Below are 26,123 nucleotides of genomic sequence, written 5' to 3'. Positions count from 1 at the left end.
CCCCTCGCCCCGCTCCGGCGCCCGGGCCGCCGCCCTCTACACCTACTGCCTCCTAATACCATATACCACAACTATGTTCTTTTCCTGGTTGGGGGGGGGGGGGGGGCGCGGGCGCCCCCCCCGACACAGCACACGGGCCACCGGGTCCGGTGCGGGAATCGACGTACCGCTCAAGACCGTGCTGCCGCCGCCCAGCCTCGCGGAGGTGATGTCCTGGCCCGGGGCGTAGAGGTCGAGGCACTCGCCCCAGTTCGAGAAGTCCGTCTCCTCGTCGAAGCGGTTGGTCGCGCCGACCGTCACCACGCGGGCGGCGGAGGCGGGCGAGACCCGGCAGGCGTCCCGGTTGTCGTTGCCCGCCGCGATCACCGGCAGCACGCCCCGGTCGGACACGGCCGTGGCGGCCGCGTCCACGGATTCGAGGCGGTCCCCGCCCGGCGAGGCGTTCAGGACGGCCGGCTGGTGGGCGTTGCGGGCCACCCAGTCGAAGCCCGCGATGATCCCCGACCAGGCCCCCCTGCCGTCACAGCCGAGGACGCGGACGCTGACCAGGCTCGCCTTGCGCGCCACCCCGTACGTCGTGCCGCCGACCGTGCCCGCGACGTGCGTGCCGTGACCGTTGCAGTCGGCGCCGCTCCGGCCGTCACCGATCGCGTCGAACCCGCGCACCGCGCGGCCCCCGAACTCGGAGTGCGTGAAGTCGATGCCGGTGTCGACGATGTACGCCGTCACCCCCTGGCCGCTGCCGTGGGCGCTGAAGTTGTTGTCGAGCGGCAGGAAGCGCTGGTCGATCGGTCCAGCCCCCACGAGTGGGCGGGCGACATGGCGCCGACCGCCTTGTCGGGGACCGGCGGGGCGCTCACCCGCGCGTCCTGGTCCACGGACAGCACGCCGTACGCCTCGCGGACGAACCCGTTGATCGTCTCCCCGTAGGTGAACTTCGTCTGCAGGCCCAGGGCCTTCGCGAACTCCGCCGGACGGAAGGACTTGGCGAGCGTGACGATGTAGCTGCCCGGGATGGCGTTCGCGGACGTGTGCAGCGGAGCCGGAGTGGGCTCCGGCGTATCGGCGGAGGCGGAGCCGACTCGAGCCGCCCCCCGCCGCCAGGCCGATCCCCCGGCGTCCGCCCCGGGCCCGCGTGCCTCCCCGCGCGGCGCCCGTCAGGCCCGCAGCACCCGCAGCCGGGACACCTCGTAGGACATGCGGGTCAGCTCCGGGCCGGGCGCCGGGTGGTAGCGGCCGGCCGACACCGAGAGGTTGACGATGAGGTACGCGTACCAGCCGCGCCCGACCCCCCGGCGGTCGGAGAAGACCCGCCTGCCGTTGACCCACCAGACGACGGAGCTCCGGCCGAACTCCACCTTCAGGTCGACCCAGGCACCGGGCCGGACCGAGGGATCGCGGTGGTAGCGGTGCGCCTCGCGGACGTGGTTCGACAGCTCCAGCAGGTCGGGGTTGTCGGGGTGGTACTCGAAGACGTCGATCTCCTGGCCGCCGTCGCGCCAGGTCCAGATCGCGGGCCAGGCCCCCGTCTCCACGGGCAGCCGCACCCGGGCCTCCAGGACGTCACCGGTGCGGACGGTGAACCCCTGGTCGCTGCCCTCGGTGGTGAGCAGCCCGGTGTCCCAGTCGCCGTCGGGGCGCAGGGTGGCCAGGAAGGTCCCGCCGCGGCTGTAGGCGGGGTCGTCGACGAGGTGGTCGAGCTTGTTGTCGCCCGGATTGACCGGGCCGCCGTCGGGATAGGCCCAGGAGCGGCCGGCCACCCACTGGGTGGTCGAGGCGAAGTCGGCGGTGAAGACGGGGGTGAGGCGCGGGGCGAGCACGGGCAGGCCCCCGCCGCCGCCTCCGGGGGCGAGGCGGCGGGTGAGGCGCCGCAGCCATCCGAACGTTTCCGGTTCCATGGAGCGGTTCTGCCCGCCCGGCGGCGCGCCACACCGCCGTTCTCACTGAGAGTAATCGTACGATCGCGCTGCGGCGATGAAGGCGCGGATCAGCTCGGGGGACTTCACGCCGCGTTCGGCCTCGACCCCGCTGGAGACGTCGACCCCCCAGGCGCGGGTCACGGCGAGGGCCTCCCGGACGGTGTCCGGGGTGAGCCCGCCGGCCAGCAGCCACTGCCCCTCGGGGGCCGTGAACTGCGCCGATCCCCAGTTCCACGGCTTGCCGGAGCCCGGGTCGGGGGCGTCGAGCAGCAGCAGGTCCTCGCCGTACTCGCCGCAGCGCCGGACGTGCTCGGCGGTGGCCCGCAGCAGGGTCCGGCCGGGGGCGCGCAGGGCCTCGTAGTACGCCGGTCCTTCCTCCCCGTGCAGCTGTACGCCGCGCACGCCACTCTCCTCGGTGAGCCGGCGCACCTCCTCGACGCCCTGCCCGCGGAACACGCCGACGGTCAGCACCCCCTCGGGCACCCGGGCCACCAGCTCCCGGGCGGCGCCGGCCGCGATGGTCCGCGGGCTGGCGGCCGCGAAGACGAACCCGACGGCGTCGGCCCCGGCCGCCACGGCCACGTCGACGTCACGGGCGGTCTTCAGCCCACAGATCTTGACGAACGGTCCACTGCTTGCAGTCATGCCCCGAGTCTTCCAAACCGGTCCCCACCGCGGCGATACGTCCCACCCCCCGGGCACGCGGTCCGCCGGGGACGCGGTCCCCCGGGAACGCCCGAGGGCGGCACCCCCGGTGGGGGTGCCGCCCTCGTTCGAGAACAGCCGATCAGCCGGGGCCGATCAGAAGTCCATGTCACCGCCCGGCATGCCGCCGCCCGCGGGGGCACCGGCCTTCTCGGGCTTGTCGGCGATGACGGCCTCGGTCGTCAGGAACAGCGCGGCGATCGACGCGGCGTTCTGCAGCGCGGAGCGCGTGACCTTCGCCGGGTCGATGATGCCCTCGGCGATCATGTCGACGTACTCGCCGGTCGCGGCGTTCAGGCCGTGACCGATCGGGAGGTTGCGCACCTTCTCGACGACGACGCCACCCTCGAGACCACCGTTGACGGCGATCTGCTTGAGCGGGGCCTCCAGCGCGAGCTTGACGGCGTTGGCGCCGGTCGCCTCGTCGCCGGTGAGCTCAAGCTTCTCGAAGACCGAGGAGGCCTGGAGCAGGGCCACGCCACCACCGGCGACGATGCCCTCCTCGACGGCCGCCTTCGCGTTGCGAACGGCGTCCTCGATGCGGTGCTTGCGCTCCTTGAGCTCGACCTCGGTCGCGGCGCCGGCCTTGATGACGGCCACGCCGCCGGCCAGCTTCGCGAGGCGCTCCTGGAGCTTCTCGCGGTCGTAGTCCGAGTCGGAGTTCTCGATCTCGGCGCGGATCTGGTTGACGCGGCCCTGGACCTGGTCGCTGTCACCGGCGCCGTCGACGATGGTCGTCTCGTCCTTGGTGATGACGACCTTGCGGGCGCGGCCGAGCAGGTCGAGACCGGCGTTCTCCAGCTTGAGGCCGACCTCCTCGGAGATGACGGTGCCGCCCGTGAGGATGGCGATGTCACCGAGCATGGCCTTGCGGCGGTCGCCGAAGCCCGGGGCCTTGACGGCCACGGACTTGAAGGTGCCGCGGATCTTGTTGACGACCAGGGTCGACAGGGCCTCGCCCTCGACGTCCTCGGCGATGATCAGCAGCGGCTTGCCGGACTGCATGACCTTCTCCAGGAGCGGCAGCAGGTCCTTGACCGAGCCGATCTTGGAGTTGACGATCAGGATGTACGGGTCGTCGAGCGACGCCTCCATACGCTCCATGTCGGTGGCGAAGTAGGCCGAGATGTAGCCCTTGTCGAAGCGCATGCCCTCGGTGAGCTCAAGCTCCAGACCGAAGGTCTGCGACTCCTCGACGGTGATGACGCCTTCCTTGCCGACCTTGTCCATGGCCTCGGCGATGAGCTCGCCGATCTGGGTGTCGGCGGCGGAGATGGAGGCCGTCGAAGCGATCTGCTCCTTGGTCTCGACATCCTTGGCCTGCGACAGCAGGGCGGCGGATACGGCCTCGACGGCCTTCTCGATACCGCGCTTGAGGGCCATCGGGTTCGCACCGGCGGCCACGTTGCGCAGGCCCTCGCGGACGAGCGCCTGGGCGAGAACGGTGGCGGTGGTCGTACCGTCGCCGGCGACGTCGTCCGTCTTCTTGGCGACTTCCTTGACCAGCTCGGCGCCGATCTTCTCGTACGGGTCCTCGAGCTCGATCTCCTTGGCGATGGAGACGCCGTCGTTGGTGATCGTGGGCGCGCCCCACTTCTTCTCAAGGACGACGTTGCGACCCTTGGGGCCAAGGGTGACCTTGACGGCGTCGGCGAGCTGGTTCATGCCACGCTCGAGACCGCGCCGGGCCTCCTCGTTGAACGCAATGATCTTGGCCATCTGAAGTGGTCCTCCCGGACAGGGGTGGATTGCTCCGGACCGCGCCCGCGCCCGCGACGGACGGCCTGCGGAGCCGGCGGTTCCTTCCCGCCGGACCCGTCGGGCCTCACCGACCCGGTCCTCGTTTTGGTAGCACTCTCACCAGGAGAGTGCTAACGCCAATGATTAGCACTCGACCCCCGCGAGTGCAAGCGGCTCGGGGTGATCCCGGTCGGCTTCCGGCCGTGCGGCGGGGCGGCACAACGCACGAGGGGCCCACATCCCGTGTCCAGGATGTGGGCCCCTCGTGGTGAGTCGCGTCGGTGGTCGATCGCGCTGGGGACTCAGCCGGCAGCGAGCTTGACCATGTCCGCCTGCGGACCCTTCTGGCCCTGCGAGATCTCGAACTCGACCCGCTGACCCTCTTCAAGGGTGCGGTACCCGTCCATCTGGATGGCGCTGTAGTGGACGAACACATCCGCACCACCGTCGACCGCGATGAAGCCGTAGCCCTTCTCCGCGTTGAACCACTTGACGGTGCCCTGAGCCATGCCTAACTCCCCTATTACTGGCCCTTGCGCGGGTCCGCACTTCGCGGACCCGGGTCAGAAGTTGCGCCGGAACGCCTCGACCGCGGCTGAATGTATCCGCACCGGTGCTGTCTGCGACAGGTCATTCCGACGAGAATTCTGGACACGGGGAAACATTGAAATAGAGTGAAAATTTGGCATATTGCCGGGCAACTCGGGCCAGGCAATCCTCGCCAAAGACCCAAAGGCCGCACGCATGTTGACTCAATGTCAACCCTCCCCGGCCCCGCTCATATGCGGCGGGCAAGAACAGCGGAGGGGACTTCCCCAACCCTACCGCGCCCAATCAAGCAGAATTGCCCCCTCCGCTTATGAGCGGAGGGGGCAATTCACTTTACGTCCGGTGCCCGGCGGGGCAGGAGCGTCAGCCGCCCGCGACGGCCGGGATGATCGAGACGCCGGCGCCGTCCGGCGTCGCCGCCTGCAGACCACCCTCGAAGCGCACGTCGTCGTCGTTGACGTAGACGTTCACGAAGCGGCGGAGCTTGCCCTGGTCGTCCAGGACCCGGCCGGCGATGCCGGGGTGGCTGCGCTCCAGGGACTCGATGACCTCGGCCAGGGTCGCGCCCTCGGCCGGGACCTCGGCGACGCCGCCGGTGTAGGTGCGCAGGATGGTGGGGATGCGGACGTTGACGCTCATGGCGCTACCGCCTTTCCGGGAGTCGTGGGAAGGGTCAGGCCAGGCCGGCGGCGCGGAACGCGTCCAGGCTGGGGCGGATGACGGCGCTCTGGCCGCTGTCGGCGGCCACCGCCTCCAGGGTCTTCAGGCCGTCACCGGTGTTCAGGATCACGGTGGTCAGCGCCGGGTCGAGCTGCCCGTTCTCGATGAGCTTCTTCGTCACGCCGACGGTCACGCCGCCCGCGGTCTCGGCGAAGATGCCCTCGGTCTGCGCCAGGATCCTGATGGCCTCGACGACCTGGGTGTCGTTGACGTCCTCGACGTAACCGCCGGTGCGCCGGGCGATGTCCAGGACGTACGGGCCGTCCGCCGGGTTGCCGATGGCCAGGGACTTCGCGATGGTGTCCGGCTTCTGCGGGCGGACCACGTCGTGCCCCGCCTTGAAGGCGGTGGACACCGGGGAGCAGCCCTCGGCCTGGGCGCCGAAGATCTTGTACGGCTTGTCCTCGACCAGACCCAGCTTGATCAGCTCCTGCAGACCCTTGTCGATCTTCGTCAGCTGGGAGCCGGACGCGATCGGGATGACGATCTGGTCGGGCAGCTGCCAGCCGAGCTGCTCGCAGATCTCGTACGCCAGCGTCTTGGAGCCCTCGCCGTAGTAGGGGCGCAGGTTGACGTTGACGAAGCCCCAGCCCTCGCCCAGCGGGTCGCCGATGAGCTCGGAGCAGAAGCGGTTGACGTCGTCGTAGTTGCCCTCGATGCCGACGAGGTCGCCCCCGTAGACGGCGGCCATGACGACCTTGCCCTGCTCCAGGTCGTGCGGGATGAACACGCAGGAGCGGAAGCCGGCGCGGGCGGCCGCGGCGCCGACGGCGCCGGCCAGGTTGCCCGTGGAGGAGCAGGACAGGGTGGTGAAGCCGAAGGCGCGGGCGGCCTCGACGGCGATGGCCACGACGCGGTCCTTGAAGGAGTGCGTCGGGTTGCCGGAGTCGTCCTTGACGTAGAGCTTGCCGGTGACACCCAGCTCCTTGGCCAGGTTCCGGGCGTCCACGAGCTTGGTGAAGCCGGGGTTCAGGCTGGGCTTGGAGGCCACGTCCGCCGGGACGGGCAGCAGCGGGGCGTAGCGCCAGATGTTGTCCGGGCCGGCCTCGATGGCCGCGCGCAGGGCCTCGGGGTCGCCGAGCGGCAGGTCGTAGGCGACTTCGAGCGGACCGAAACACTCGACGCAGGCGAAAACGGGGCCGAGCTCGAAGCGGGTTCCGCACTCCCGGCAGGAAAGGCCGGTGGCGGGTCCGAGATCGACGGATCCGAGGGTGGCGGAGGTGGCGACAGTCTGTGCAGCCATGACGGCGAGGCCCTTTCTCCTCATCTTCCCCATGGCGCACTTCGCCATGAGACGGAATTGGCACCTTCCCGAGCCGGGGACCTCGCAGGAGTGCGTTCGAAACGCATCGCGAGAACCGACTGGAGGGTTGCCGGGGCTTCAACGGGCCGTGTCCCTCTGCCCCTCTGGATGAGCGGTATGGCACCGGCACACGCGCTCTGTGGCGCGCCGGTGCGTTTGTCCGCGGGACCCCCGGCATGCGGTGGTCCTTCGCGTTGTTCAAGACTGTAACCGAAGGCCCGGGTGGTTGAGACAGCCGTCCGAACGGCGAGATGGATCACATTTCGGCCCAAAACAATGAGTGGTGCCGAGGAGCAAGGAGTGCTGAGAGTGCTGGATGAGGTGGAGCGCTGGCTGGCGGACCGCTCCTGGTCCGCCGCCGACCGACCGCTCGACCAGCTGCTCGACCGGAAACGGGCGGCCGGGACGACGGTCAGCGTGGTGCTGCCCGCGCTCGACGAGGAGGCCACGGTCGGGCGGATCGTGGAGGTGATCCGGCGCGATCTCATCGACGGCCTCGCGACCCCCCTGGTGGACGAGCTGGTCGTGGTCGACTCCGGGTCCCGCGACCGTACGGCGGAGGTGGCCGCGAAGGCCGGCGCCCGGGTCGTGCACCGGGACGCGATCCTGCCGCGGATCCCGGCGCTGCCCGGCAAGGGCGAGGTGCTGTGGCGCTCGCTGCTCGCGACGACGGGCGACGTCGTCTGCTTCGTCGACGCCGACCTGCGGGACTTCTCCGCCTCCTTCGTCTCCGGGATCGTCGGCCCGCTGCTGACCGATCCGCAGGTGCAGTTCGTCAAGGCCATGTACGACCGCCCGCTGGGCGACGCCCCCGGCCAGGGCGGCCGGGTCACCGAGCTGGTGGCCCGCCCGCTGCTGAACCTGAACTGGCCGCGGCTGGCCGGATTCGTGCAGCCGCTGGGCGGCGAGTACGCCGTACGGCGCTCGCTGCTGGAGCGGCTGCCCTTCCCCGTCGGCTACGGCGTCGAGCTGGGCCTGCTGGTGGACGCGCTGCACACGGTCGGGCTCGACGCGCTGGCCCAGGTCGACGTCGGGGTCCGGCTGCACCGGCACCAGGACGGGCAGGCGCTGGGCCGGATGGCCGCCGCGATCTACCGCACGGCCCAGCTGCGGCTCTCGCGCGCGCACCTCGTACGGCCCGAGCTGACGCAGTTCGAGCGGGGGCCGGACGGGTTCGTCCCGCGCACCTACCCGGTGGACACCGAGGAGCGGCCGCCGATGGCCGGAATCGCCGAGTACGCGCGGAGCCGGGTGGCCTGAGCGGCCGGGGATGTGGCGTACGGCTCGGTTTGAGCCGGGGCGGGCCGGGCTAGGTTCGCGGCATGGCTTCTCAGGTACTCGTCGCCGCGAACCGCGGCCCGCTCTCGTACGCCCTCTCCGACGACGGCACCCTCAGCGCCCGGCGCGGCGGGGGCGGGCTCGTCTCCGGCCTGTCGGCGGCCCTCGCGAAGCAGCCGGAGGCCCTCTGGATCTGCGCCGCGCTCTCGGACGCGGACCGGGAGGCGGTGCGCCGGGGGACCGCCGAGCCGGGCGTCCGGATGCTGGACATCGATCCCGGCGTCTACGACGGCGCGTACAACGGCATCGCCAACTCGGTGCTCTGGTTCACCCACCACCACCTCTACGACGTCCCCCGCGAGCCGGTTTTCGACGCGGCGTTCCGCCGCCACTGGGAGGCGTACGAGGCCTACAACCGGGCCTTCGCCGAGGCGCTGGCCGAGGAGGCGGCGCAGGGCGCCCGCGTCCTGGTGCAGGACTACCACCTGGCGCTGGTCCCGGGACAGCTGCGGGAGCTGCGCCCCGACCTGCGGATCGCGCACTTCACGCACACGCCGTGGGCATCGACGGAGTTCATGGAGATGCTCCCGGACGACGTCCGCGGCCGGCTGGTGTGGGGGATGCTCGGCGCGGACGAGCTGGGCTTCCACGACCGGCGCTGGTCGGGCCACTTCATCAGCGGAGCCGGCCGGGACGACGCGGCCGGCATCGCGGAGCCGGCATCGCCCGCCGGGTCCCGGGAGCACGGGGTGTGGCACCGCAGGACGGTCCCCGGCGGGAGCGGGAGCGGGTACGGGGAGAAGCGCTTCACGAGGGTCCGCCAGTATCCGCTCGGCGTGGACGCGGACGACCTGCGGGCGCTCGCGCACCGGCCGGTCGTGGACGACAAGCTGGCGGCGCTGCGGGCGGAGGTCGCGGGCCGCAGGACGATCGTCCGCGTGGACCGCACCGAACTGTCGAAGAACATCCTGCGCGGCCTGCTGGCCTACCGGGAGCTGCTCACCACGCACCCCGAGTGGCGCGGCCAGGTGGTGCACCTGGCCTCCGCCTACCCCTCCCGGCAGGACCTGGAGGCCTACCGGTCCTACACGGCCTCGGTGCGGGAGCTGGCGGCGGAGATCAACGAGGAGTTCGGGACGGCGGACTGGCAGCCGGTCCTGGTCTCGGTCGAGGACGACTTCGCGCGTTCCCTCGCGGCGTACCGGATGGCGGACGTGGCGCTGGTCAACCCGGTGCGGGACGGCATGAACCTGGTCGCGAAGGAGATCCCGGTGGTCTCGGAGGAAGGCTGCGCCCTGGTGCTGTCGACCGGGGCGGGGGCGTACGAGGAGCTGAAGGGCGACGCCCTCACGGTGAACCCGTACGACGTGAGCGCGACGGCCGAGGCCCTGCACCAGGCCCTGTCCATGCCCCGCGAGGAGCGGGCGGAGCGCACGAAGCGGCTGGCCGCGGCGGCCACGGCGCTGCCCCCGGCGGCCTGGTTCGAGGCCCAGCTGGAGGCCCTGGCCGGGCTCTGAGCGGGGGCGGGGGCGGCGGAGCCGGGCGGCGGGGCGGCCGGCCGGCCCCGCCGCCCGGGCGCAGTCCCCGGGCGCGGTCCCTAGGCGGGGTCCGCGTCCGCCTCCGGCAGGGCGTCGGCCAGGCGGGCGAGGAAGGCGGCGACGGCGCCCGGCCCCGGCAGGACCAGGTCGGCGCGGGAGGCGAGTTCGGGCACCTCCGCCGAGCCGCTGCACACCAGCAGCCCCGGCAGACCGTCGGCGCGCCGCTTCTCGACGGCCGCGAACGCCGCGAGGTCACCGAGGTCGTCGCCCGCGTACAGCACCGCCTCGGCGCCGCGCTCCTCAAGGAACGCGTTCAGCGCGACGCCCTTGTCCATGCCCGGCGGGCGCAGTTCCAGGACGGCCCGGCCCGGCTCGACCATCAGTCCGTGACGGGCGGCGAGCTCCCCGAGGGGCTCCCGCAGGGCCTCGAACGCCGCCTCGGGATTCTCGGCGCGGCGGGTGTGGACGGCCAGCGCCCGGCCCTTCTCCTCGATCCAGGTCCCGCGCCACGCCCCGATCGCGTCGAGGAACCCCGGCAGCTCGGCCCGTACGGCGGCCACTCCGGGGTGTTCGGCGGGGGCGTGCACCACGCCGGAGACGGCGTCCCAGCGCTCGGCCCCGTAGTGCCCGAGCACCACGAGGTGTTCGAGCCCGGGCACCCCGGCGAAGCCGCCGTAGCGGACGGCGACCCCGGCCGGCCGGCCGGTGAGGACGGCGACCGCCGCGACCCGGGGCGCGAGCCGGGCGAGGGCCGGCACGGCGTCCGGGTGGGCGCGGGCCTGGTCGGGGTCGGCGACGATGTCGGCGAGGGTGCCGTCGAAGTCCAGGGCGACGACGGCCTTGCGTGGCGTGCGCAGGAGGGCGTCGAGTCCCTCGCGTCCGGCCGCGGTGGCGGGCACGGGCATCGGCAGGTCGTGCGGATGGCTCACCATACGGACGACCCTACCGGCGCCGCCCGGGCGCGCCCACCCCCTCCCGGGGAGCGGCTACCGGCGGGCCCGCTGGGCGGCGCGGATGCGGCGGAGCCGGTTGACCGTGCCCGGTGCGTGGGCGAGCGCCCGCGGATCGTCCATGAGGGCGTTGAGCAGCTGGTAGTACCGGACGGGAGTGAGCCCGAGGCCCTCCCGTACCGCCCGCTCCTTGGCGCCGGGCCCGGGCCAGGTTCGTCCCTCGTACGCGAGCACGGCGGCCTCCGTGGCCGTCAGGGGCCCGTCGTCCGTCATACGGCCAGATTAACGCCGCGCACCGACAGCCGTCCGGGGAGCCCCGGCCGGGACCGGGGCGGGACCCGGCCGGCCCGGGCCGGGGAGCCGTCAGCGCTCGGCGTCAGCGCGCTCAGCGCTCGCCGTCGGCCTTCCGCGCGGTCGTCGCGATGTCCTCCAGCACCTTCGCGGGCTGGCCGCCCGGCTGGACGACGCGTCCGATGTTCTGCTTGATGTCCTCGCTGACCCCGGCCCAGGACTTCTTGCCGACCGGGTAGAGGCGGGCGGTCGGCAGGGCGGTCAGGAAGGTCTTCAGCTGGGCCGCCGAGCCGCCGGTGGCGGACTCCATGGCCCGGTAGCCGCTGGTGGTGACCGGCAGCAGGTCGTACATGTTGGTGAAGGTGGTCACGTTCTTCGCCGAGTACAGGTGGTCCAGGAACTTTCCGGACTCCTTCTTGTGCCCGTTCTTGAAGGCCATCACCCAGTCCGCGACGCCCATCGCGGAGTGGTCGGTGCCGTCGGTGGTCGGCATCGGCACCATGCCGAACTTCACGCCCTTGCCGGCGGCCTGCTTGATCAGCGTGGGGTGGCCGTTGAGCATGCCCACCTCACCGCGGGTGAAGGCGTCGAAGGCGGCCTGGCGGTCCAGCTTGCCGGGCTCGACCGGGCCGGTCAGGCCCTGTCCGACCATCTTGTCGCGCAGGAACTCGAAGGACTTCACGTTCTCCGGGGAGTCGATCGCGTACGCCTCCTCGTTGTCGGTGTAGCCACCGCCGCCCGCCAGCATCCACATCATCGACTCGGCCTGGGCCTCCTCGCGGCCCAGCGGCACCGCGAAGGGAGTGGGCACGCCCGCGCCCTTGAGCTTCTTCGCGGCCGCCTCCAGGTCCGCCCAGCTCTTGGGCTGCCACGGCGCGGAGCCGTCCTTGGGGATGACCCCGGCGTCGCCGAGCAGCTTGGTGTTGTAGAAGAGCAGCCGGGTGCTGGCCACGAAGGGCATGCCGTACTGGACCCGCTTGACCTTGCCCGCGTCGGCGAGCGGCGCGAGGAAGTCGGCCTCGGTGGTGACGGAGAGCAGCTCGTCGGCCGTGTAGAGCTTGCCGGCCTCGGCGTAGTCGGCGTAGGCGCCGATCTGGGCGATGTCGGGGGCCTTGCCGTCCTTGACCATCGCGGCGACCTTGGCGTCGACCTCGGACCAGGAGTAGACGCTGACCTCGACGTGGACACCGGGGTTGTCCTTCTCGAAGGACGCGGCGAGGTCCTTCCAGTAGGTCGCGGAGGAGTTCTGCGGATTGTCGCCGTAGTCGGCCGCCACGACCCGGAGGGTCACCTCGTTGTCACCACCGAGACCCGGGACGGCTCCGCAGCCCGTCAGTGTCACGGCGGTCAGGCACAGCGCGGCCCCGGTTGCGGCCAGGCTCAGGTAACGGCCCTTCACGGTTCTCGATCCACCCCTAGTTGTACGTACGATTCGACGTAAGGTCTACACCACTTTGGCGACTCCTCCACATCCGGCGGCGGCCCCGCGCCGGGACCGTGTCCCGACCGTGTCCGGACCGGGGTCCCGAATTTGTATGGCAGCTCAACAATCCCCCCCAATGGACTAGACCTTTCCCTCCCGAGCACGCGAGACTGTCTCCTGTGAAACCCGTGAAACACGTCATCGCCCTCGATGTGGGCGGCACCGGGATGAAGGCCGCCCTCATCGCCGAGGACGGCACCCTGCTGCACGAGGCGCGCCGCGCCACCGGCCGCGAGCGGGGCCCCGAGGCCGTCGTCGAGACGATCCTGGACTTCGCCGCCGAACTGCTGCGCCTGGGCCCGGAGCGCTTCGGCGCGGCCGCCTCGGCCGCCGGAGTGGCCGTCCCCGGCATCGTCGACGCCGAACGGGGCACCGCCGTCTACGCCGCCAACCTGGGCTGGCGCGACGTACCGCTGCGCGACCTGCTCGGCGCCCGCCTCGGCGGCATCCCCGTCGCCCTGGGCCACGACGTGCGCACGGGCGGCCTCGCCGAGGGCCGCATCGGCGCCGGGCGGGGCGCCGACCGCTTCCTGTTCGTCCCGCTGGGCACCGGCATCGCCGGGGCCATCGGCATCGCCGGCCGCATCGAGGCCGGCGCCCACGGCTACGCGGGAGAGATCGGCCACATCGTGGTCCGCCCGGGCGGCCCCGCCTGCGGCTGCGGCCAGCGCGGCTGCCTGGAGACGCTGGCCTCGGCCTCCGCCGTCTCCCGCGCCTGGGCCGCCGCCTCCGGCGACCCCGGGGCCGACGCCGCGGACTGCGCCAAGGCCGTCGAGTCCGGCGACGCGCGCGCCCGCGAGGTGTGGCTCGCCGCCATCGGCGCGCTCGCCGACGGGCTGGTCACCGCGATCACCCTGCTGGACCCGCGCACGCTGATCATCGGTGGCGGGCTGGCCGAGGCGGGGGAAACCTTGTTCACACCACTTCGGGCGGCCGTCGAGGAGCGCGTGACGTTCCAGCGGCTGCCCGAGATCCTTCCGGCCGCCCTCGGGGACACCGCCGGATGCCTGGGCGCAGGGCTGCTCGCCTGGGACCTACTCGCCACGGAGGTACCTGCCTGATGTCCGGAAGCGCACACAGCACCGTTCTCTCCGGCGCCAGGGTGGTGCTGCCCACCGGGACCGTCGCAGGCGGACGGGTGATCGTCGAGGGCGACCGCATCGCGGGCAGCGCCCACGAGGGCGCCGAGGTCGTCGACCTGTCCGGGCACTGGATCGTCCCCGGCTTCGTGGACATGCACAACCACGGCGGCGGCGGCGCCTCCTTCACCTCCGGGACCGCCGAGGAGGTCCTGAGGGGCGTACGGACCCACCGAGAGCACGGCACCACCACCCTCATCGCCTCCACCGTCACCGGCGACCTGGACGAACTGGCCCGGCGCGCCGCCCTGCTCGCCGAGCTCACCCAGCAGGGCGAGATCGCCGGCATCCACTTCGAGGGCCCCTTCATCAACCCCTGCCGCAAGGGCGCCCACAAGGAGGACCTGCTCCGCGACCCCGACCCGGCCGAGGTCCGCAAGCTGGTCGACGCCGCGCACGGCGCCGCCCGCATGGTCACCCTCGCCACCGAACTGCCGGGCGGGCTGGACTCCGTACGGCTGCTGGCCGAGCACGGGGTCATCGCGGCGATCGGCCACACGGACTCCACGTACGACCAGACGCGCCAGGCCATCGACGCGGGCGCGACCGTCGCCACCCACCTCTACAACGCGATGCCCGGCCTGGAACACCGCGCGCCCGGCCCGATCGCCGCGCTGCTGGAGGACGAGCGGGTCACCGTCGAGCTGATCAACGACGGCACCCACCTGCACCCGGCGATGCTGGAACTGGCCTTCCACCACGCGGGCGCCCACCGTGTCGCCCTGATCACCGACGCCATGGACGCGGCCGGCTTCGGTGACGGCACCTACCACCTCGGCCCGCTGGAGGTGGAGGTCAAGGACGGTGTCGCCCGGCTCGTGGAGGGCGGCTCCATCGCCGGCTCCACCCTCACCCTGGACACCGCGTTCAAGCGGTCGGTGACGGTGGACCGGCTCCCGGTGGAATCCGTCGTACAGGCCATCTCGGCCAACCCGGCGAAGCTGATCGGCCTCTACGACCGGGTCGGCTCGCTGGAGCCCGGCAAGTACGCCGACCTGGTCGTCCTCGACGCCGCGTTCGACGTCAAGGGCGTCATGCGCCGCGGCGAATGGATCGTCAACCCGCCGTCCTGAGCCGCCTTCCGGCTGGACGGCGCGGGCGGCGGGCCCTCGGGACTGGGCCCGCCGCCCGCTATTTGGCATGATCCCGGCATTCACCGAAGACCGGGGCTGGCCATGATCCTCACCGTGACGCTCAACACCGCACTCGACGTCACCCACCGGGTGCCGCGACTGCTCCCGCACGCCTCCCACCGGGTCACCGGAGTCGCCGAACGCCCGGGCGGCAAGGGCCTGAACGTGGCCCGCGTGCTCGGCGCCCTCGGCCACCCGGTGACGGCCACGGGCTTCGCGGGCGGCCCCTGCGGCGCGCTCGTACGCGAACTCCTCGCCGCCGCACCCGGGGTCACCGACGCCCTGCTGCCCTGCGCGGACCGCACCCGGCGCACCCTGGCCGTCGTGGACGAAACCACCGGCGACACCACCCAGTTCAACGAACCGGGCCCCCAGATCACCGCCGCCGAGTGGGCCGCCTTCCAGGGCCGCTACGCCGAACTCCTCACCGGAGCGCGCGCGGTGGCGCTGTGCGGCAGCCTGCCGCCGGGTGTGCCGGTCGGCGCCTACGCCGTCCTCGTACGGGCGGCCCGCGCGGCCGGCGTCCCCGTACTCCTCGACACCGGCGGCGAGGCCCTGCGCCGCGGGGTCGCCGCCCGGCCGGAGATCATCAAGCCGAACGCCGCCGAGCTGGCGGAGCTCACCGGCTCCCGCGACCCGCTCCCCGCCACCCGCGACGCCCGCCGCCGGGGCGCCCGCGCGGTGGTCACCTCGCTCGGCCCCGCCGGACTGCTCGCCGCCACCCCCGAGGGCACCTGGCAGGCCGTCCCGCCCCGCCGCCTGGCCGGCAACCCCACCGGCGCCGGGGACTCCGCGGTGGCGGGCCTGCTGTCCGCCCTGACGGAGGGCCTCGACTGGCCGGCCGCCCTCACGCGCGCCACGGCCCTCTCGGCCGCCACGGTCCACGCCCCCGTCGCGGGAGAATTCGACCCCCGCACCTACGAGGAGGTACGGGGGTCGGTGAAGGTCACGCAGCTCTAGGCCGTCTCTTTCGGATCTTGCCGGGGCCCGGGCGGATCAGGCCCGTTCGAGCCAGAGCTGATCGATGTTGATCTCGCACTGGTTGCCCGCCTCGCACGAGATCTTGACGCTGTTGGCGCCCTTCTTCAGGTCCACCAGCGAGTAGGTGTTCGTCCAGCCCTTGTCCCACTCGCCCGGCTTGGCGAGGGCGAAGTTCTTCATGTTTATCGGCCGGGTCTGCTTGTCGCCGTTGACCGTCAGCGTGGTGCTGGCGTCCTTGCCCGGCACGCCGTAGGTCATCTTCAGCTTGTACTGCCCCGCGCTCGGGACGTCCAGCGTCCAGGTCACGGCCGCGCCGGTCTGGTTGAAGTTGCCGACGTACTGGCCGCCCGCACTCTTCGCCCCCGGCACCGCCGTCATCAGCGTGGCGCCGCCCGTGAGGGCCATGCCCGCACCGGAGGCGTCCGCCTTCGGCAGCGGCGTCTGCGACGGCTGCGGGGTGCTGCTCGGTTCCGCGGAGCCCTCGGGCTGCTGCGGCGCCGACGTCTGCTGGTTCTGCTGGCCGGCCTGGTCCTTCTTCTTGTCGTCGCCCTTGTTGCCGAAGGCGAGCGCCGCGCCGATGCCGATCGCGACCGCCGCGACCACGGCCACCGCCGCGATCAGCAGCCCCTTGCGGCTGGAACCGCCACCGCCGCCGCCGTGGCCGCCGCGGCCGCCCGGGAGCGGAACCTGCTGGGTGTACTGCTGCTGCGCGGGCACGCCGTAGCCGCCCGCCTGGAGCGCCTCGGGGGCCTGGTACTGGGCCTGGTACGCGGCCTGCTGCGGGGGGACCTGTCCCCGCTGCCCGCCGTAGGTCCGCTCGCCGACCGTACGCACCTGGTTGTACGAGGTACGGGGGACGCCGGGCTGCGCGCCGGCCTGACCACCGCCCGTCGGGCCCGGGTAGCCGTATCCACCGCCCGAAGCGGGCGAGGCGGCACCGGCGGCCTGGCCGTCCGCGTAGAGGTAGCCGAACGGATCGTCGTCCTCGGGCTGGTTCGCCCCACCGTGCGGGCCGTTGTTCGCGGGCGTCGTCATCGCAGGTCACTCCTTTCGACCCACGGGAGCCTACCCCGAACACGTGCGCCCACGGGCGGCCGATCAGACTACCCGGCCCGCCGGTGCGCCTTGGAACGGGACCGCTTCTCGATGTACATCCGCTGGTCGGCGGAGCGCAGCACCTCGTCCGCGGACATCCCGCAGCTGGCCCAGCCGATCCCGAAACTCGCCCCGACCCGGACCGCCCGGCCGTCCACGCGGATCGGCGGGATGATCGCGCCCCGCAGCCGTACGGCGAGGTCGGCGGCGTCGGCCGCGCCCAGTCCGTCGGCCAGGACGACGAACTCGTCACCACCCAGCCGGGCGACGGTGTCACCGTCCCTGACGCAGGTCGAGAGCCTGCGGGCGACCTCGATCAGGACGGCGTCGCCCGTGTGGTGCCCGAACCGGTCGTTGATCGACTTGAAGCCGTCGAGGTCGCAGAAGAGGACCGCGAGCCCCTTCGTGCCGTCGTCGACGTCCGTGGCGGGGGCCACGGTGTGCACGTGGTGGTCGTACGGGCCGTCCGCGTGGGCCGTGAAGGCCCCCGCGAACTCGAAGGACTCCGGCCCCGGCGCCGCCCCGGCCAGGGGACGGGCGTGGTCGGCGGTCTCGTGGCCGCCGGGCCGAAAGCCGTGCTCGCCCGCACCACCCCCCGCCTCCGGCCGCGGTTCGAAGGCCGCGTCGAGCGCCTCGACGGCCGTGGCCCGCACCGACTGGGGCCGCCGGCACAGCCGGGCGCCGAGCCGGGAGCGCAGCTCGGCGCTGTTGGGCAGGCCGGTGAGGGAGTCGTGGCTGGCCCGGTGCGCGAGCTGGAGCTCGTGCCGCTTGCGCTCCTCGATGTCCTCGACGTGCGTGAGCAGGAAGCGCGGCCCGTCGGCGGCGTCCGCGACGACCGAGTTGCGCAGCGAGACCCAGACGTACGTGCCGTCGCGCCGCCCCAGGCGCAGCTCGGCCCGGCCGCCCTCGGCGGAGGTCCGCAGCAGGGTGCCGATGTCCTCGGGGTGGACGAGGTCGGAGAAGGAGTAGCGGCGCAGCACCGAGGCGGGCCGGCCCAGCAGCCGGCACAGGGCGTCGTTGGTGCGCAGCAGCCGGCCGTGCTGGTCCCCGCCCATCTCGGCGATGGCCATCCCGCTGGGGGCGTACTCGAAGGCCTGCCGAAACGACTCTTCGCTCGCACGCAGCGCCTGCTGCTCGCGTTCCAGCCGGACGAGGGCCCGCTGCATGTTCGCCCGCAGCCGCGCGTTGCTGATCGCAATCGCTGCTTGGAAGGCGTACATCTGGAGCGCTTCGCGCCCCCACGCGCCCGGCCGGCGGCCGTTGCGCGGTCTGTCCACCGAAATGACACCCAGAAGTTCCCCGCCCGTCGCATACATCGGGGCGTACAGCCGGTCCTCGGGGTGCCACTCGTCCTCGAACCGCGGATCGGGGCCGTCGGTGTGCCACTGGGGCACGTCGTCCTCGATCAGGACCCAGCCCTCGGTGTGCGGGATGAAGCGCAGGCCGTCCCAGTCCTCGCCCATCGCCAGCCGGCGGTCCCAGGACGGGCGGGAACCCACGCGTCCGGTGATCAGGGCCTCTGCGGCCGGGTCGCCGGCGAAGGCGGCGACGACGAGGTCCCCGTCAGGACGTACGAGGTTGACACAGGCCAGTTCGTAGCCGAGGCCGCGCACGATGCCGTCCACGACGGTCTGCAGGGTGTCCGCCAGGCTGCGCGCCGTGTTGAGCTCGGCCACCACCTGGTGCAGCTGCCGCAGGGTCGCAAGACGGACGTACGGCTCCGACTCGGTCTCCATTGCTCGCTCTCCCCGAGACCTCGACAGCAACTCCAGGTTTGTCATCGGCGTTTCGTTGCGGTGTCCCGTCCACTGAATCACAGTGAGCTGTGCGGCAGGTACACAGGGTCAACAAATCTTGCTCTCTGTGACTCAAGTCACATGAGATGAATAACGAGGCACTCTGGACCGGGTGTTGAGTGGGAGCGCTCCCCGCTCTTTCCGTGAGCAAACGATACGCCCGGGCCTAGTCCCGGGGGCGGGGACGCGGCTCGGACCAGCGCCCGATGTGCGCCGCACGGCCGCACGGCTAGCGTGCGGAACGTGCCGAAGACGACCCCACTGACCCCGCTGCCCCCCGGACCGTCCGCCACCCCCCATCCTGAGGGGGTGAGCAACGACGAGTTCCGTGCCGCCATGTCCCGGCTGGCCGCGGGGGTGTGCCTGATCACCGCGCACGAGCCCGCGTCGACCGCCGACGGGCCGGGCGGCGAGGACGTCGGCATGACGGCCACCGCCTTCATGTCCGTCTCCCTGGACCCGCCGCTGGTGCTGGTCAGCCTGCGCGAGGGCTCGCGGATGGACGACCTGCTCGCGGAGCAGCCGCTGTGGGCGGTCTCCGTCCTCGCGGACTCGCAGGTCCAGATCGCGGGGCGCTTCGCCATGAAGAACCGGATCAGCGACCGGCTGCTGTTCGAGGGGCTGCCCCGCGTACGGGGCCCGGTCAGCGGGGCGCTGCTGCTGACGGGGGCGCTGGCCACCCTGGAGTGCCGCACCGAGTCCCGCGTCGAGGCGGGCGACCACACGCTGGTCATCGGCCGGGTCCTGGACGCGGCCCTGCCGGCCCCGGACGCACCGCCCCTGACGTACTTCCGCGGCCGCTACCGCCACCTCGCGCCGTAGCGGGGTCGGGGGCGGGGGCGGGGGGCGGGGGGCGTCGCGGCCGGGGGGGCTGCCGTCGGCCGGGGGCTACCAGTCGCGGCCGGTGCGTCCCCGCTTCGTCTCGCCGCGGGCCTTCTTCTCCCGCAGCCGGCGCTCGTTGATGCCCCGGGGGATCTTCGTGGCCCGGCGCGCCTTCGGCGGCGGGGCCGTGGCCTCCGCCAGCAGCGAGGCCAGCCGGACCAGGGCCATCTCCCGGTTGCGCAGCTGCGAGCGGTGCTCGGATGCCCGTACGGTCACCACCCCGTCCACCAGCCGGGACGCCAGCCGCTCCAGCGCCCGCGCCTTCCACACCTCGGGCAGCGCCTTGGTGGCCGCCAGGTCGAACAGCAGCTCCGCGCGCGAGTCCGAGGTGTTCACGTGCTGGCCGCCCGGCCCGGAGGACCGCGAGAAACGCCAGGCGAGCTCCCCCTCGGGGAGCACGACGGAACCGCGGATGACATAGGGACCAGGCATGCTTCCTATGATCGGCCCCCGCCGCCGCCCCCGTCACCCCGATTTCGGGCCCGGCCCCGGCCCCGTGGAACCTACCGGCCCCCTCCCCGCGTTATGGAGGTCAGCAGTAACTTGGCCGCGACCACGCAGCGCGGTCATGTGACGAAGAAGGGACACCAGTCAAAATGGCAGTAAGCCTGTCCAAGGGCGGCAACGTCTCGCTTTCCAAGGAGGCCCCCGGCCTCAGCGCCGTCACGGTCGGCCTCGGCTGGGACACCCGCACCACCACCGGCGTCGACTTCGACCTGGACGCCTCGGCCATCGCGGTCAACGCGACCGGCAAGGTCGTCTCCGACGGCCACTTCGTGTTCTTCAACAACAAGACCACCCCGGACGGCACCATCGTCCACACCGGTGACAACCGCACGGGCGAGGGCGCGGGCGACGACGAGGCCATCAAGGTCAACCTCGCCGGCCTGCCCGCCGATGTGGACAAGATCGTCTTCCCGGTCTCGATCTACGACGCCGAGTCCCGCAGCCAGAACTTCGGCCAGGTCCGCAACGCCTACATCCGCGTCGTGAACCAGGCCGGCGGCGCCGAGATCGCCCGCTACGACCTCTCCGAGGACGCCGCCACCGAGACCGCCATGGTCTTCGGCGAGCTCTACCGCAACGGCGCCGAGTGGAAGTTCCGCGCGGTCGGCCAGGGCTACGCCTCCGGCCTCACCGGCATCGCCCAGGACTTCGGCGTCAACGTCTGACGACCCCGTCCGGCGGCCTCCGCCGACGGCTGACGTCCGGTGACCCGGCCGTCCGGGTGCGGCCGGGTCCGCCAGGTCCGGCAAGGTCCGGCCGCGGACGGCCGCGACCGGCCGCGGCCGTCCGGGTCCGACCCGCCGCAGGTGAAGCCCCCCTCCCCGTACCGGGGGCAGGGGGGCTTCGCTACCGTTCGACGGGTGATCCTCCAACCGCTCGTCCCCGTGGACGGCGCCCTGCCCGGCCCTGTCCTCACCGAGGTCGCCACCCTCTACGCGACGAACCGCGCGTTCTTCGAACTGAGCGGCGACTTCCCCGACCCGGCCCGCATCACCGTCGAACAGGTCGCGGCCGCCCTCGCCGACGAGCTCGCCACCGAGGGCTCCGAAGTCCTGCTGGCCCGCTCCGCCGGCCGCCTCGTCGGACTCGTCGTCACCCTGGCCCACCACCCGGACCCGGCCGCGGCCGACCCGGACCCGTGGATCGGCCTGCTCCTGATCGACTCCACCGCGCACCGCGCGGGCCACGGCCGGGCCGTGGCCACCATGGTCGAGGACCGCTTCCGCGCGGCGGGCCGCACCGGCCTGCGCATCGCCGTACTGGAGGAGAACACCACCGCCCTCGCCTTCTGGCGGGCCCAGGGCTACGCGCTCCTGCGCCGCGCCCCGGACCGCGAACGCGGCCGCCCCTGCCAGGTGATGCGCAAGGCCCTCTGACCCAGCGCGGGGCCGGGGCAGTCAGCCGGCGGCGGGGGTGGGGGCGGGGGCGGGGCTGGCGGATGCGGCGGGGGCGGCGGGGGCGGCGGGGCGGCCTTCCCCGTACAGCCAGACGTCCCACACCGTGCGCAAGTCGTGGCCCGTGTGCCGCTCCGCGTACGCGGTGAAGTCGGCCGTGCTCGCGTTCCCGTGCCGGTGGTCGGCGGCCCAGCCGCGCAGCAGGCCGAAGAACTTCGCGTCGCCCACCTCCTGCCGGATCCGGTGCAGGACCATCGCCCCCCGGTAGTACACCGGGTCGTCGGAGATCTTGCCCGGTCCGGGCGGGGAGGCGGGCGCGAAGGCGTCCCAGTCGCCGTCGGCGTGCGGGTCGACCGAGGTGTCCCCGGCCAGGAAGGCCTCGAAGCGGCGCTGCGCGCTCACCCCGCCCCGGTCCTCCGCCCACAGCCACTCCGCGTACGTCGCGAAGCCCTCGTTGAGCCACATGTCCTTCCAGGACTTCGGCGAGACCGAGTCCCCGAACCACTGGTGCGCCATCTCGTGCAGGACCAGTTCCTCGTCGGGCGCGCCCGAGTAGACCGGTTTCGTCTGCGTCTCCAGGGCGTACGTGAGCGTCTGCGGCGGCATCACGATCGAACCGGCCGTCCCGAAGGGGTAGGGGCCGAACTTCGCGCTCCCCCACTCGACGATCTCCCCCAGCCGCGCCAGCGCGGGCGCGCTGCCCGCCTCCTCGCCGGGGGCGACGGCGTCGTAGACGGCGACGCCCGAAGCGGTCCGGCCGGTCGTCACCTTGAACTTGCCGACGGCGACGGTGGCGAGGTAGCTCGCCATCGGCTCGGGGCTGTGCCACGCGAACTCGGTCTGGCCGTCCGCCACTTGCCGCCGGGAGCGCAGCTCGCCGTTGGACACGGCCTCGTAGCCGTTCGGGACGGTGACGGTGATGTCGTACGTGGCCTTGTCGCTGGGGTGGTGGTTGCCGGGGAACCAGCCCATCGACCCCACCGGCTCACCGACGGCGACCGCGCCGTCCGGGCCGGCGATCCAGCCCTCCTTGGAGCCGTCCGGGTCGACGACGGGCTTCGGGCGTCCGGAGTAGTCGATCTCCGTACGGAAGACCTCGCCCTCCTTCAGGTCCTTGGCCGGGCGGACCGTCAGCTCGTTCCCGGTCCGGTTGAAGCGGGCACCGGCGCCCTGCACGTCCACGCCCTCGACCTTGAGGCCGCTCAGGTCGAGGTTGAAGGCGCTGAGCCCCTGCTCGGCGCGGGCGGTGATGACCGCCGTGGCGTGCAGCTGCCCGTCGGCGGGGTCGTAGGCGAGGTCCAGGTCGTAGTGCTCGACCTGGTACCCGCCGTTGCCCGCCCGGGGGAAGTACGGATCCCGCAGCCCGGACGCCCCGGGCCGCCCCTGCACCGTGGTACCCGTACACCCCGCGGTGAGGCCGAGGAGCACGGCGAGCAGGGGGGCGGCGAGACGGACGAACGCACGGTGTTCCACGCCCCCGATCCTAAGCGGGGCCCCCGGGGCGCGGGCGGGGCTACTTGGCGTGGCCGGGGCTACTTGCCGAGGGCGTCGACGCCGGCCTTGGCGAACTTCTCGTCCAGATCGCCGCTCGGGGCGCCGGCCACGCCGACCCCGGCCACCGGAGCGCCCTCGGCCTGCACCGGGACGCCGCCCGCGAGGAAGAGGGTGCCGGGGATGTCCTTCAGGTTCGGGGTCTGCGCGAGACGGCCCGCGAGCACCGAGGTCGGGGCGTTCCAGGACACGGCGGTGAAGGCCTTGCGCTGGGCCGACTCGTAGGACTGCGGGCCGGCGCCGTCGCCGCGCAGGGTGACGACGGTGTTGCCGTTGCGGTCCACCACGGCCACCGTCACCTTCTGGTTCTCCTTCGCGGCCGCCTGGAGCGCGGCCTGGGCGGCGCGGGTGGCGGCGTCGACGGTGAGGTGCGTCGAGGTGGTGAAGTTCCGGTCGTCGCTCTTCTTCGCGGCCGGGGTGGCGCTCGCGCTGACGGCACCGAAGGTACCGGCGCCGAGGGCGAGGGCGAGAGCGGTACCGGTGAGGACGCGGGTACGGGTGTTCATGGCTGCTGCTCCTGATGGTCGTCGGTCGGAGGTCGGCCGCTCGGTAGCCCGTCGGCCCGACTCGCTGCTCCAAGCCTCCGCCGCGACCGCCCCGCTCCCCGTCCCCGTACCGGCTCCCACCGCCGACCGCACCGGCTGACCCCAGGGTCAACCGATCGGCCGATGCGCCACCCCCACCCCACGGACTCTCCTGAAACCCCGGGCCCCGCCCCCGACCCCGCCGACGCGCGGAGCCGGAGCCCGGAACCCGAGACCCCGAGCCCGACAACTGGCGCAGCCGCGCCCCGGACCGCACGGACCATGCGGCCCAACCGATCCGTGAGGTGCGTGAGGGCAGTGCGAGCCGTGAGGCCCATGTATGCCGACCGGCCCATGAGGGCCGACCAGGCCTCGCGGGCCATGGGGGTCGTGCGGGCCGGCCGGGCCAGGCGGCCCGTACAGCCACGCGGGCCAGGCGGCCCGTACGGGCCGACCGGGCCATGTGGCCCACGTGGGCCAGGTACGCCGACCAGGCCTGCACGGCCACCAGGGCCGTGCGGGCCGACGGGCCGTGCAAGCCGACGGGCGGTGCAAGCCCACCACGCCGCGCGGGCCGCGCACACCACCCCGGCCGCGCGACCCGCCCGGGGCGGGCCCGGCCGACGGGCCGGCCCGGCGCAGCGGCAAAATGGACATCGCCCCCACCACCCCAGGAGCCCCGCCGTGAGCCACCTCCCGCGGCCCCGCCCGACCGCCTCGGACGACACCCGCACGCTGGCCACCGTCATGCACACGGCGTTCTTCCTGCTCCTCGGCGCCTCCGTGGCGCGCTTCCTCCTGCGCCACCCCGGCGAACCCCGCACCCCCTGGGTCATCGCCCTCAGCATCGCCCTCGCGCTGCTCTACGTCCTCGGCCCCGCCGTCGGCGCCACCCGTACGCCGCCCACCGCGCCCGTCCCCGCCACCCTGCGCCGCCGGCTCTGGCTCGGCCTCGTCGTCGCCACCTGGGTGGTCCTCGTCCTCCTCGCGCCGAGCTTCGCCTGGTGCGCCGTCCCCCTCTTCTTCACCGCCCTGCGCACCCTGCGCCCCCGCGCCGCCGTGGTCCTCGTCGCGCTGCTCACCGTCTTCGTCGTCGCCGCCCAGCTCAGGCTGTCCACCGCCTTCGACCCGAACCTCCTCCTGGCCCCGCCCGCCGTGGCCGCCCTCGCCACCGCCGTCTTCGTCCACATGGAACGCCAGGCCCAGGAGCAGCGCGCCCTCATCGACGACCTGATCCGCACCCGCCGCGAACTCGCCGCCACCGAACGCCGCGAGGGCACCCTCGCCGAACGGCAGCGGCTGTCCATGGAGATCCACGACACCCTGGCCCAGCACCTGTCCAGCCAGCAGATGCTGCTCCAGGCCGCCGACCGCACCTGGGAGAGCGAACCGGACACCGCCCGCGCGCACGTCCGCACCGCCACCGGCATCGCCGCCCGCGGCCTCGCCGAGGCACGTCGGCTCGTACACGACCTGGCGCCGCCCGAACTGGAGAACGGCGCCGGACTGCCCGACGCGCTGCGCGCCCTGGACGCGGGCCCGGACATCGAGGTCCGCTTCCATCTGGAGGGCGCCCCGGCCCCGCTGCCCGACCGCGCCGAATCGGCCCTCCTGCGCATCGCGCAGGGCGCGCTGGCCAACATCCGCGAGCACTCCGGCGCCCGGACCGCCGCGCTGACCCTGAGCTTCCTCGGCGACCAGGTCGTCCTGGACGTCGCGGACGACGGCGACGGCTTCACCGAGTCCCGCACCGCCCCCGGCGCCCCCGAACGCGGCCACGGCCTCCCCGCCATGCGCGCCCGCGTGCGCCAGCTCGGCGGAACCCTGACCATCGAATCCACCCCGGGCGAGGGCACCGTGCTCTCGGCCGCGATCCCCCTGGAGCCCACGGGATGACGACGATCCTCCTCTGCGACGACCACGTGGTGGTGCGCGCGGGACTCCTCGCGCTGCTCGGCAGCGAACCGGACATAGAGGTGCTCGGCGAGGCCGGCAGCGGCGAGGAAGCCGTCGCGCTGGCGGCTAAGCTCCGCCCGGACGTGGTGCTGATGGACCTCCAGCTGGGCGAGGGCATCGACGGCGTCGAGGCCACCCGGCGCATCACGGCCCTGCCGGGGCCGCCGCACGTCCTGGTCCTCACCACGTACGACACGGACGCGGACATCACCCGGGCCATCGGCGCGGGAGCGACCGGCTACCTGCTGAAGGCGGAACGCCCCGAGGAACTCTTCGCCGCCATCCACGCGGCGGCGGCGGGCCGCACCACCCTCTCCCCGCCGGTCGCCAGCCGGGTGATGGCCCGCATGCGCGGCACCCGGCCCACGCTGACGGACCGCGAACTGGACATCCTGGGGCAGCTGGCCCGCGGCCTCGGCAACCGCGACATCGCCCGTGCCCTGTTCATCAGCGAAGCCACGGTCAAGACCCACCTGGGCCGCATCTACGACAAACTCGGCGTGGACACGCGCGCGGGCGCGGTAGCCGTAGCCAAGGAACAACGCCTACTGCCGTCTTGACGCCCCCCACACACACAACGCCGACCCGACCCGCAACGCGACGCACCGCCCGCCCCCCTCACCACTGACGCCCCCGGGCATCGGCCCGGGTCGCCGGACCCCGCCGGACGGCGCCGCCACCCCTGGCCG

Annotated in this window: 25 protein-coding genes and 1 riboswitch; of the genes, 10 read left to right on the top strand and 15 right to left on the bottom strand. The window is 73.0% G+C overall.

What is annotated here, in order from left to right; translation table 11 throughout:
* Positions 1-42 precede the first annotated feature (42 nt).
* The 7 genes from ACFYYT_RS26825 to thrC form a co-directional block, all read right to left on the bottom strand.
* A complete protein-coding gene (locus ACFYYT_RS26825; RefSeq protein WP_388609494.1) occupies positions 43-804 on the bottom strand; it encodes a S8 family peptidase in 762 nt (253 codons plus the stop codon).
* Positions 805-1,157: 353 nt separating this feature from the next.
* Positions 1,158-1,898, bottom strand: a complete 741-nt coding sequence (locus ACFYYT_RS26820) for a beta-glucanase (RefSeq protein WP_351830920.1) — start codon at positions 1,896-1,898, stop codon at positions 1,158-1,160.
* 42 nt (positions 1,899-1,940) lie between these two features.
* The gene (locus ACFYYT_RS26815) at positions 1,941-2,564 is read right to left on the bottom strand and encodes a phosphoribosylanthranilate isomerase (RefSeq protein ID WP_351830923.1); all 624 of its coding nucleotides are present in this window, start codon (positions 2,562-2,564) and stop codon (positions 1,941-1,943) included.
* Positions 2,565-2,720: 156 nt separating this feature from the next.
* A complete protein-coding gene (groL, locus tag ACFYYT_RS26810; RefSeq protein ID WP_351830926.1) occupies positions 2,721-4,343 on the bottom strand; it encodes a chaperonin GroEL in 1,623 nt (540 codons plus the stop codon).
* A gap of 323 nt (positions 4,344-4,666) precedes the next feature.
* Positions 4,667-4,873: a cold-shock protein gene (locus ACFYYT_RS26805; protein WP_008743607.1), complete on the bottom strand. Its 207-nt coding sequence runs from the start codon at positions 4,871-4,873 to the stop codon at positions 4,667-4,669.
* A 403-nt stretch (positions 4,874-5,276) separates the two neighbouring features.
* Entirely contained in the window at positions 5,277-5,552 is a 276-nt protein-coding gene (locus tag ACFYYT_RS26800; protein ID WP_351830930.1) for a MoaD/ThiS family protein, read from the bottom strand.
* 34 nt (positions 5,553-5,586) lie between these two features.
* A complete protein-coding gene (thrC, locus tag ACFYYT_RS26795; RefSeq protein WP_351830932.1) occupies positions 5,587-6,876 on the bottom strand; it encodes a threonine synthase in 1,290 nt (429 codons plus the stop codon).
* 17 nt (positions 6,877-6,893) lie between these two features.
* Positions 6,894-7,051: riboswitch (SAM riboswitch) on the bottom strand.
* A 194-nt stretch (positions 7,052-7,245) separates the two neighbouring features.
* On the opposite strand from thrC, the gene ACFYYT_RS26790 reads away from it, so the two are divergent.
* Together ACFYYT_RS26790 and ACFYYT_RS26785 are read left to right on the top strand one after the other, a co-directional pair.
* The gene (locus ACFYYT_RS26790; RefSeq protein WP_351830934.1) at positions 7,246-8,196 is read left to right on the top strand and encodes a glucosyl-3-phosphoglycerate synthase; all 951 of its coding nucleotides are present in this window, start codon (positions 7,246-7,248) and stop codon (positions 8,194-8,196) included.
* A gap of 62 nt (positions 8,197-8,258) precedes the next feature.
* Positions 8,259-9,731, top strand: a complete 1,473-nt coding sequence (locus tag ACFYYT_RS26785; RefSeq protein WP_351830936.1) for a trehalose-6-phosphate synthase — start codon at positions 8,259-8,261, stop codon at positions 9,729-9,731.
* Positions 9,732-9,811: 80 nt separating this feature from the next.
* Here ACFYYT_RS26785 and otsB read toward each other — a convergent pair whose 3' ends face one another.
* The 3 genes from otsB to ACFYYT_RS26770 form a co-directional block, all read right to left on the bottom strand.
* On the bottom strand, positions 9,812-10,684 hold the full coding sequence (otsB, locus tag ACFYYT_RS26780) for a trehalose-phosphatase (protein WP_351825696.1): 873 nt from the start codon (positions 10,682-10,684) through the stop codon (positions 9,812-9,814).
* 54 nt (positions 10,685-10,738) lie between these two features.
* A complete protein-coding gene (locus ACFYYT_RS26775; protein ID WP_351825694.1) occupies positions 10,739-10,975 on the bottom strand; it encodes a DUF3263 domain-containing protein in 237 nt (78 codons plus the stop codon).
* A gap of 112 nt (positions 10,976-11,087) precedes the next feature.
* Entirely contained in the window at positions 11,088-12,392 is a 1,305-nt protein-coding gene (locus ACFYYT_RS26770; protein ID WP_351825692.1) for an extracellular solute-binding protein, read from the bottom strand.
* Between the two features lie 212 nt (positions 12,393-12,604).
* On the opposite strand from ACFYYT_RS26770, the gene ACFYYT_RS26765 reads away from it, so the two are divergent.
* The 3 genes from ACFYYT_RS26765 to ACFYYT_RS26755 all read left to right on the top strand — a co-directional run bounded on the left by ACFYYT_RS26765 (position 12,605) and on the right by ACFYYT_RS26755 (position 15,708).
* Positions 12,605-13,537 carry an ROK family protein gene (locus ACFYYT_RS26765; RefSeq protein ID WP_351825710.1) on the top strand — a complete coding sequence of 311 codons (933 nt, stop codon included), beginning with the start codon at positions 12,605-12,607 and terminating at the stop codon, positions 13,535-13,537.
* On the top strand, positions 13,537-14,688 hold the full coding sequence (nagA, locus tag ACFYYT_RS26760) for an N-acetylglucosamine-6-phosphate deacetylase (protein ID WP_351825690.1): 1,152 nt from the start codon (positions 13,537-13,539) through the stop codon (positions 14,686-14,688). Before ACFYYT_RS26765 ends, nagA begins: the two co-directional genes overlap by 1 nt.
* Before the next feature lie 102 nt (positions 14,689-14,790).
* Positions 14,791-15,708, top strand: a complete 918-nt coding sequence (locus ACFYYT_RS26755) for a 1-phosphofructokinase family hexose kinase (RefSeq protein WP_351825688.1) — start codon at positions 14,791-14,793, stop codon at positions 15,706-15,708.
* Between the two features lie 36 nt (positions 15,709-15,744).
* Here the strand turns inward: ACFYYT_RS26755 and ACFYYT_RS26750 are convergent, their stop codons facing one another.
* Positions 15,745-16,764, bottom strand: a complete 1,020-nt coding sequence (locus tag ACFYYT_RS26750) for a CBM35 domain-containing protein (RefSeq protein ID WP_351825686.1) — start codon at positions 16,762-16,764, stop codon at positions 15,745-15,747.
* Positions 16,765-16,832: 68 nt separating this feature from the next.
* The gene (gene cdgB / locus ACFYYT_RS26745) at positions 16,833-18,560 is read right to left on the bottom strand and encodes a diguanylate cyclase CdgB (RefSeq protein WP_351825684.1); all 1,728 of its coding nucleotides are present in this window, start codon (positions 18,558-18,560) and stop codon (positions 16,833-16,835) included.
* A 303-nt stretch (positions 18,561-18,863) separates the two neighbouring features.
* On the opposite strand from cdgB, the gene ACFYYT_RS26740 reads away from it, so the two are divergent.
* Positions 18,864-19,442, top strand: a complete 579-nt coding sequence (locus tag ACFYYT_RS26740; RefSeq protein ID WP_351825682.1) for a flavin reductase family protein — start codon at positions 18,864-18,866, stop codon at positions 19,440-19,442.
* A 66-nt stretch (positions 19,443-19,508) separates the two neighbouring features.
* Here ACFYYT_RS26740 and arfB read toward each other — a convergent pair whose 3' ends face one another.
* Complete coding sequence (gene arfB / locus ACFYYT_RS26735) at positions 19,509-19,934, bottom strand: alternative ribosome rescue aminoacyl-tRNA hydrolase ArfB (protein ID WP_351825680.1); 426 nt, start codon at positions 19,932-19,934, stop codon at positions 19,509-19,511.
* Positions 19,935-20,098: 164 nt separating this feature from the next.
* Here arfB and ACFYYT_RS26730 point away from each other — a divergent pair, with 164 nt between their 5' ends.
* Entirely contained in the window at positions 20,099-20,674 is a 576-nt protein-coding gene (locus tag ACFYYT_RS26730; protein WP_351825678.1) for a TerD family protein, read from the top strand.
* A 195-nt stretch (positions 20,675-20,869) separates the two neighbouring features.
* Positions 20,870-21,385: a GNAT family N-acetyltransferase gene (locus tag ACFYYT_RS26725; protein WP_351825676.1), complete on the top strand. Its 516-nt coding sequence runs from the start codon at positions 20,870-20,872 to the stop codon at positions 21,383-21,385.
* Between the two features lie 21 nt (positions 21,386-21,406).
* Here the strand turns inward: ACFYYT_RS26725 and ACFYYT_RS26720 are convergent, their stop codons facing one another.
* Both ACFYYT_RS26720 and ACFYYT_RS26715 read right to left on the bottom strand, forming a co-directional pair.
* Positions 21,407-22,876: a M1 family metallopeptidase gene (locus ACFYYT_RS26720; RefSeq protein ID WP_351825674.1), complete on the bottom strand. Its 1,470-nt coding sequence runs from the start codon at positions 22,874-22,876 to the stop codon at positions 21,407-21,409.
* 59 nt (positions 22,877-22,935) lie between these two features.
* Positions 22,936-23,460: a heme-binding protein gene (locus ACFYYT_RS26715; RefSeq protein WP_351825672.1), complete on the bottom strand. Its 525-nt coding sequence runs from the start codon at positions 23,458-23,460 to the stop codon at positions 22,936-22,938.
* 765 nt (positions 23,461-24,225) lie between these two features.
* Here ACFYYT_RS26715 and ACFYYT_RS26710 point away from each other — a divergent pair.
* Together ACFYYT_RS26710 and ACFYYT_RS26705 are read left to right on the top strand one after the other, a co-directional pair.
* Positions 24,226-25,374 carry a sensor histidine kinase gene (locus tag ACFYYT_RS26710; RefSeq protein ID WP_351825708.1) on the top strand — a complete coding sequence of 383 codons (1,149 nt, stop codon included), beginning with the start codon at positions 24,226-24,228 and terminating at the stop codon, positions 25,372-25,374.
* Positions 25,371-25,994: a response regulator transcription factor gene (locus ACFYYT_RS26705; RefSeq protein WP_351825671.1), complete on the top strand. Its 624-nt coding sequence runs from the start codon at positions 25,371-25,373 to the stop codon at positions 25,992-25,994. Before ACFYYT_RS26710 ends, ACFYYT_RS26705 begins: the two co-directional genes overlap by 4 nt.
* Positions 25,995-26,123: the final 129 nt, after the last annotated feature.

Source organism: Streptomyces sp. NPDC002032, from assembly GCF_042890765.1.
Classification (GTDB): Bacteria; Actinomycetota; Actinomycetes; order Streptomycetales; family Streptomycetaceae; genus Streptomyces.
This window is presented reverse-complemented; position numbering and strand designations above follow the sequence as displayed.

Coding starts and splice junctions, on each gene's coding strand:
- thrC (WP_351830932.1), bottom strand. CDS start 6,876: ATGGCTGCACAGACTGTCGCCACCTCCGCCACCCTCGGATCCGTCGAT.
- otsB (WP_351825696.1), bottom strand. CDS start 10,684: ATGGTGAGCCATCCGCACGACCTGCCGATGCCCGTGCCCGCCACCGCG.
- ACFYYT_RS26800 (WP_351830930.1), bottom strand. CDS start 5,552: ATGAGCGTCAACGTCCGCATCCCCACCATCCTGCGCACCTACACCGGC.
- arfB (WP_351825680.1), bottom strand. CDS start 19,934: ATGCCTGGTCCCTATGTCATCCGCGGTTCCGTCGTGCTCCCCGAGGGG.
- ACFYYT_RS26755 (WP_351825688.1), top strand. CDS start 14,791: ATGATCCTCACCGTGACGCTCAACACCGCACTCGACGTCACCCACCGG.
- ACFYYT_RS26715 (WP_351825672.1), bottom strand. CDS start 23,460: ATGAACACCCGTACCCGCGTCCTCACCGGTACCGCTCTCGCCCTCGCC.
- ACFYYT_RS26815 (WP_351830923.1), bottom strand. CDS start 2,564: ATGACTGCAAGCAGTGGACCGTTCGTCAAGATCTGTGGGCTGAAGACC.
- ACFYYT_RS26730 (WP_351825678.1), top strand. CDS start 20,099: ATGGCAGTAAGCCTGTCCAAGGGCGGCAACGTCTCGCTTTCCAAGGAG.
- ACFYYT_RS26710 (WP_351825708.1), top strand. CDS start 24,226: ATGCACACGGCGTTCTTCCTGCTCCTCGGCGCCTCCGTGGCGCGCTTC.
- ACFYYT_RS26750 (WP_351825686.1), bottom strand. CDS start 16,764: ATGACGACGCCCGCGAACAACGGCCCGCACGGTGGGGCGAACCAGCCC.
- nagA (WP_351825690.1), top strand. CDS start 13,537: ATGTCCGGAAGCGCACACAGCACCGTTCTCTCCGGCGCCAGGGTGGTG.
- groL (WP_351830926.1), bottom strand. CDS start 4,343: ATGGCCAAGATCATTGCGTTCAACGAGGAGGCCCGGCGCGGTCTCGAG.
- cdgB (WP_351825684.1), bottom strand. CDS start 18,560: ATGGAGACCGAGTCGGAGCCGTACGTCCGTCTTGCGACCCTGCGGCAG.
- ACFYYT_RS26705 (WP_351825671.1), top strand. CDS start 25,371: ATGACGACGATCCTCCTCTGCGACGACCACGTGGTGGTGCGCGCGGGA.
- ACFYYT_RS26775 (WP_351825694.1), bottom strand. CDS start 10,975: ATGACGGACGACGGGCCCCTGACGGCCACGGAGGCCGCCGTGCTCGCG.
- ACFYYT_RS26805 (WP_008743607.1), bottom strand. CDS start 4,873: ATGGCTCAGGGCACCGTCAAGTGGTTCAACGCGGAGAAGGGCTACGGC.
- ACFYYT_RS26785 (WP_351830936.1), top strand. CDS start 8,259: ATGGCTTCTCAGGTACTCGTCGCCGCGAACCGCGGCCCGCTCTCGTAC.
- ACFYYT_RS26820 (WP_351830920.1), bottom strand. CDS start 1,898: ATGGAACCGGAAACGTTCGGATGGCTGCGGCGCCTCACCCGCCGCCTC.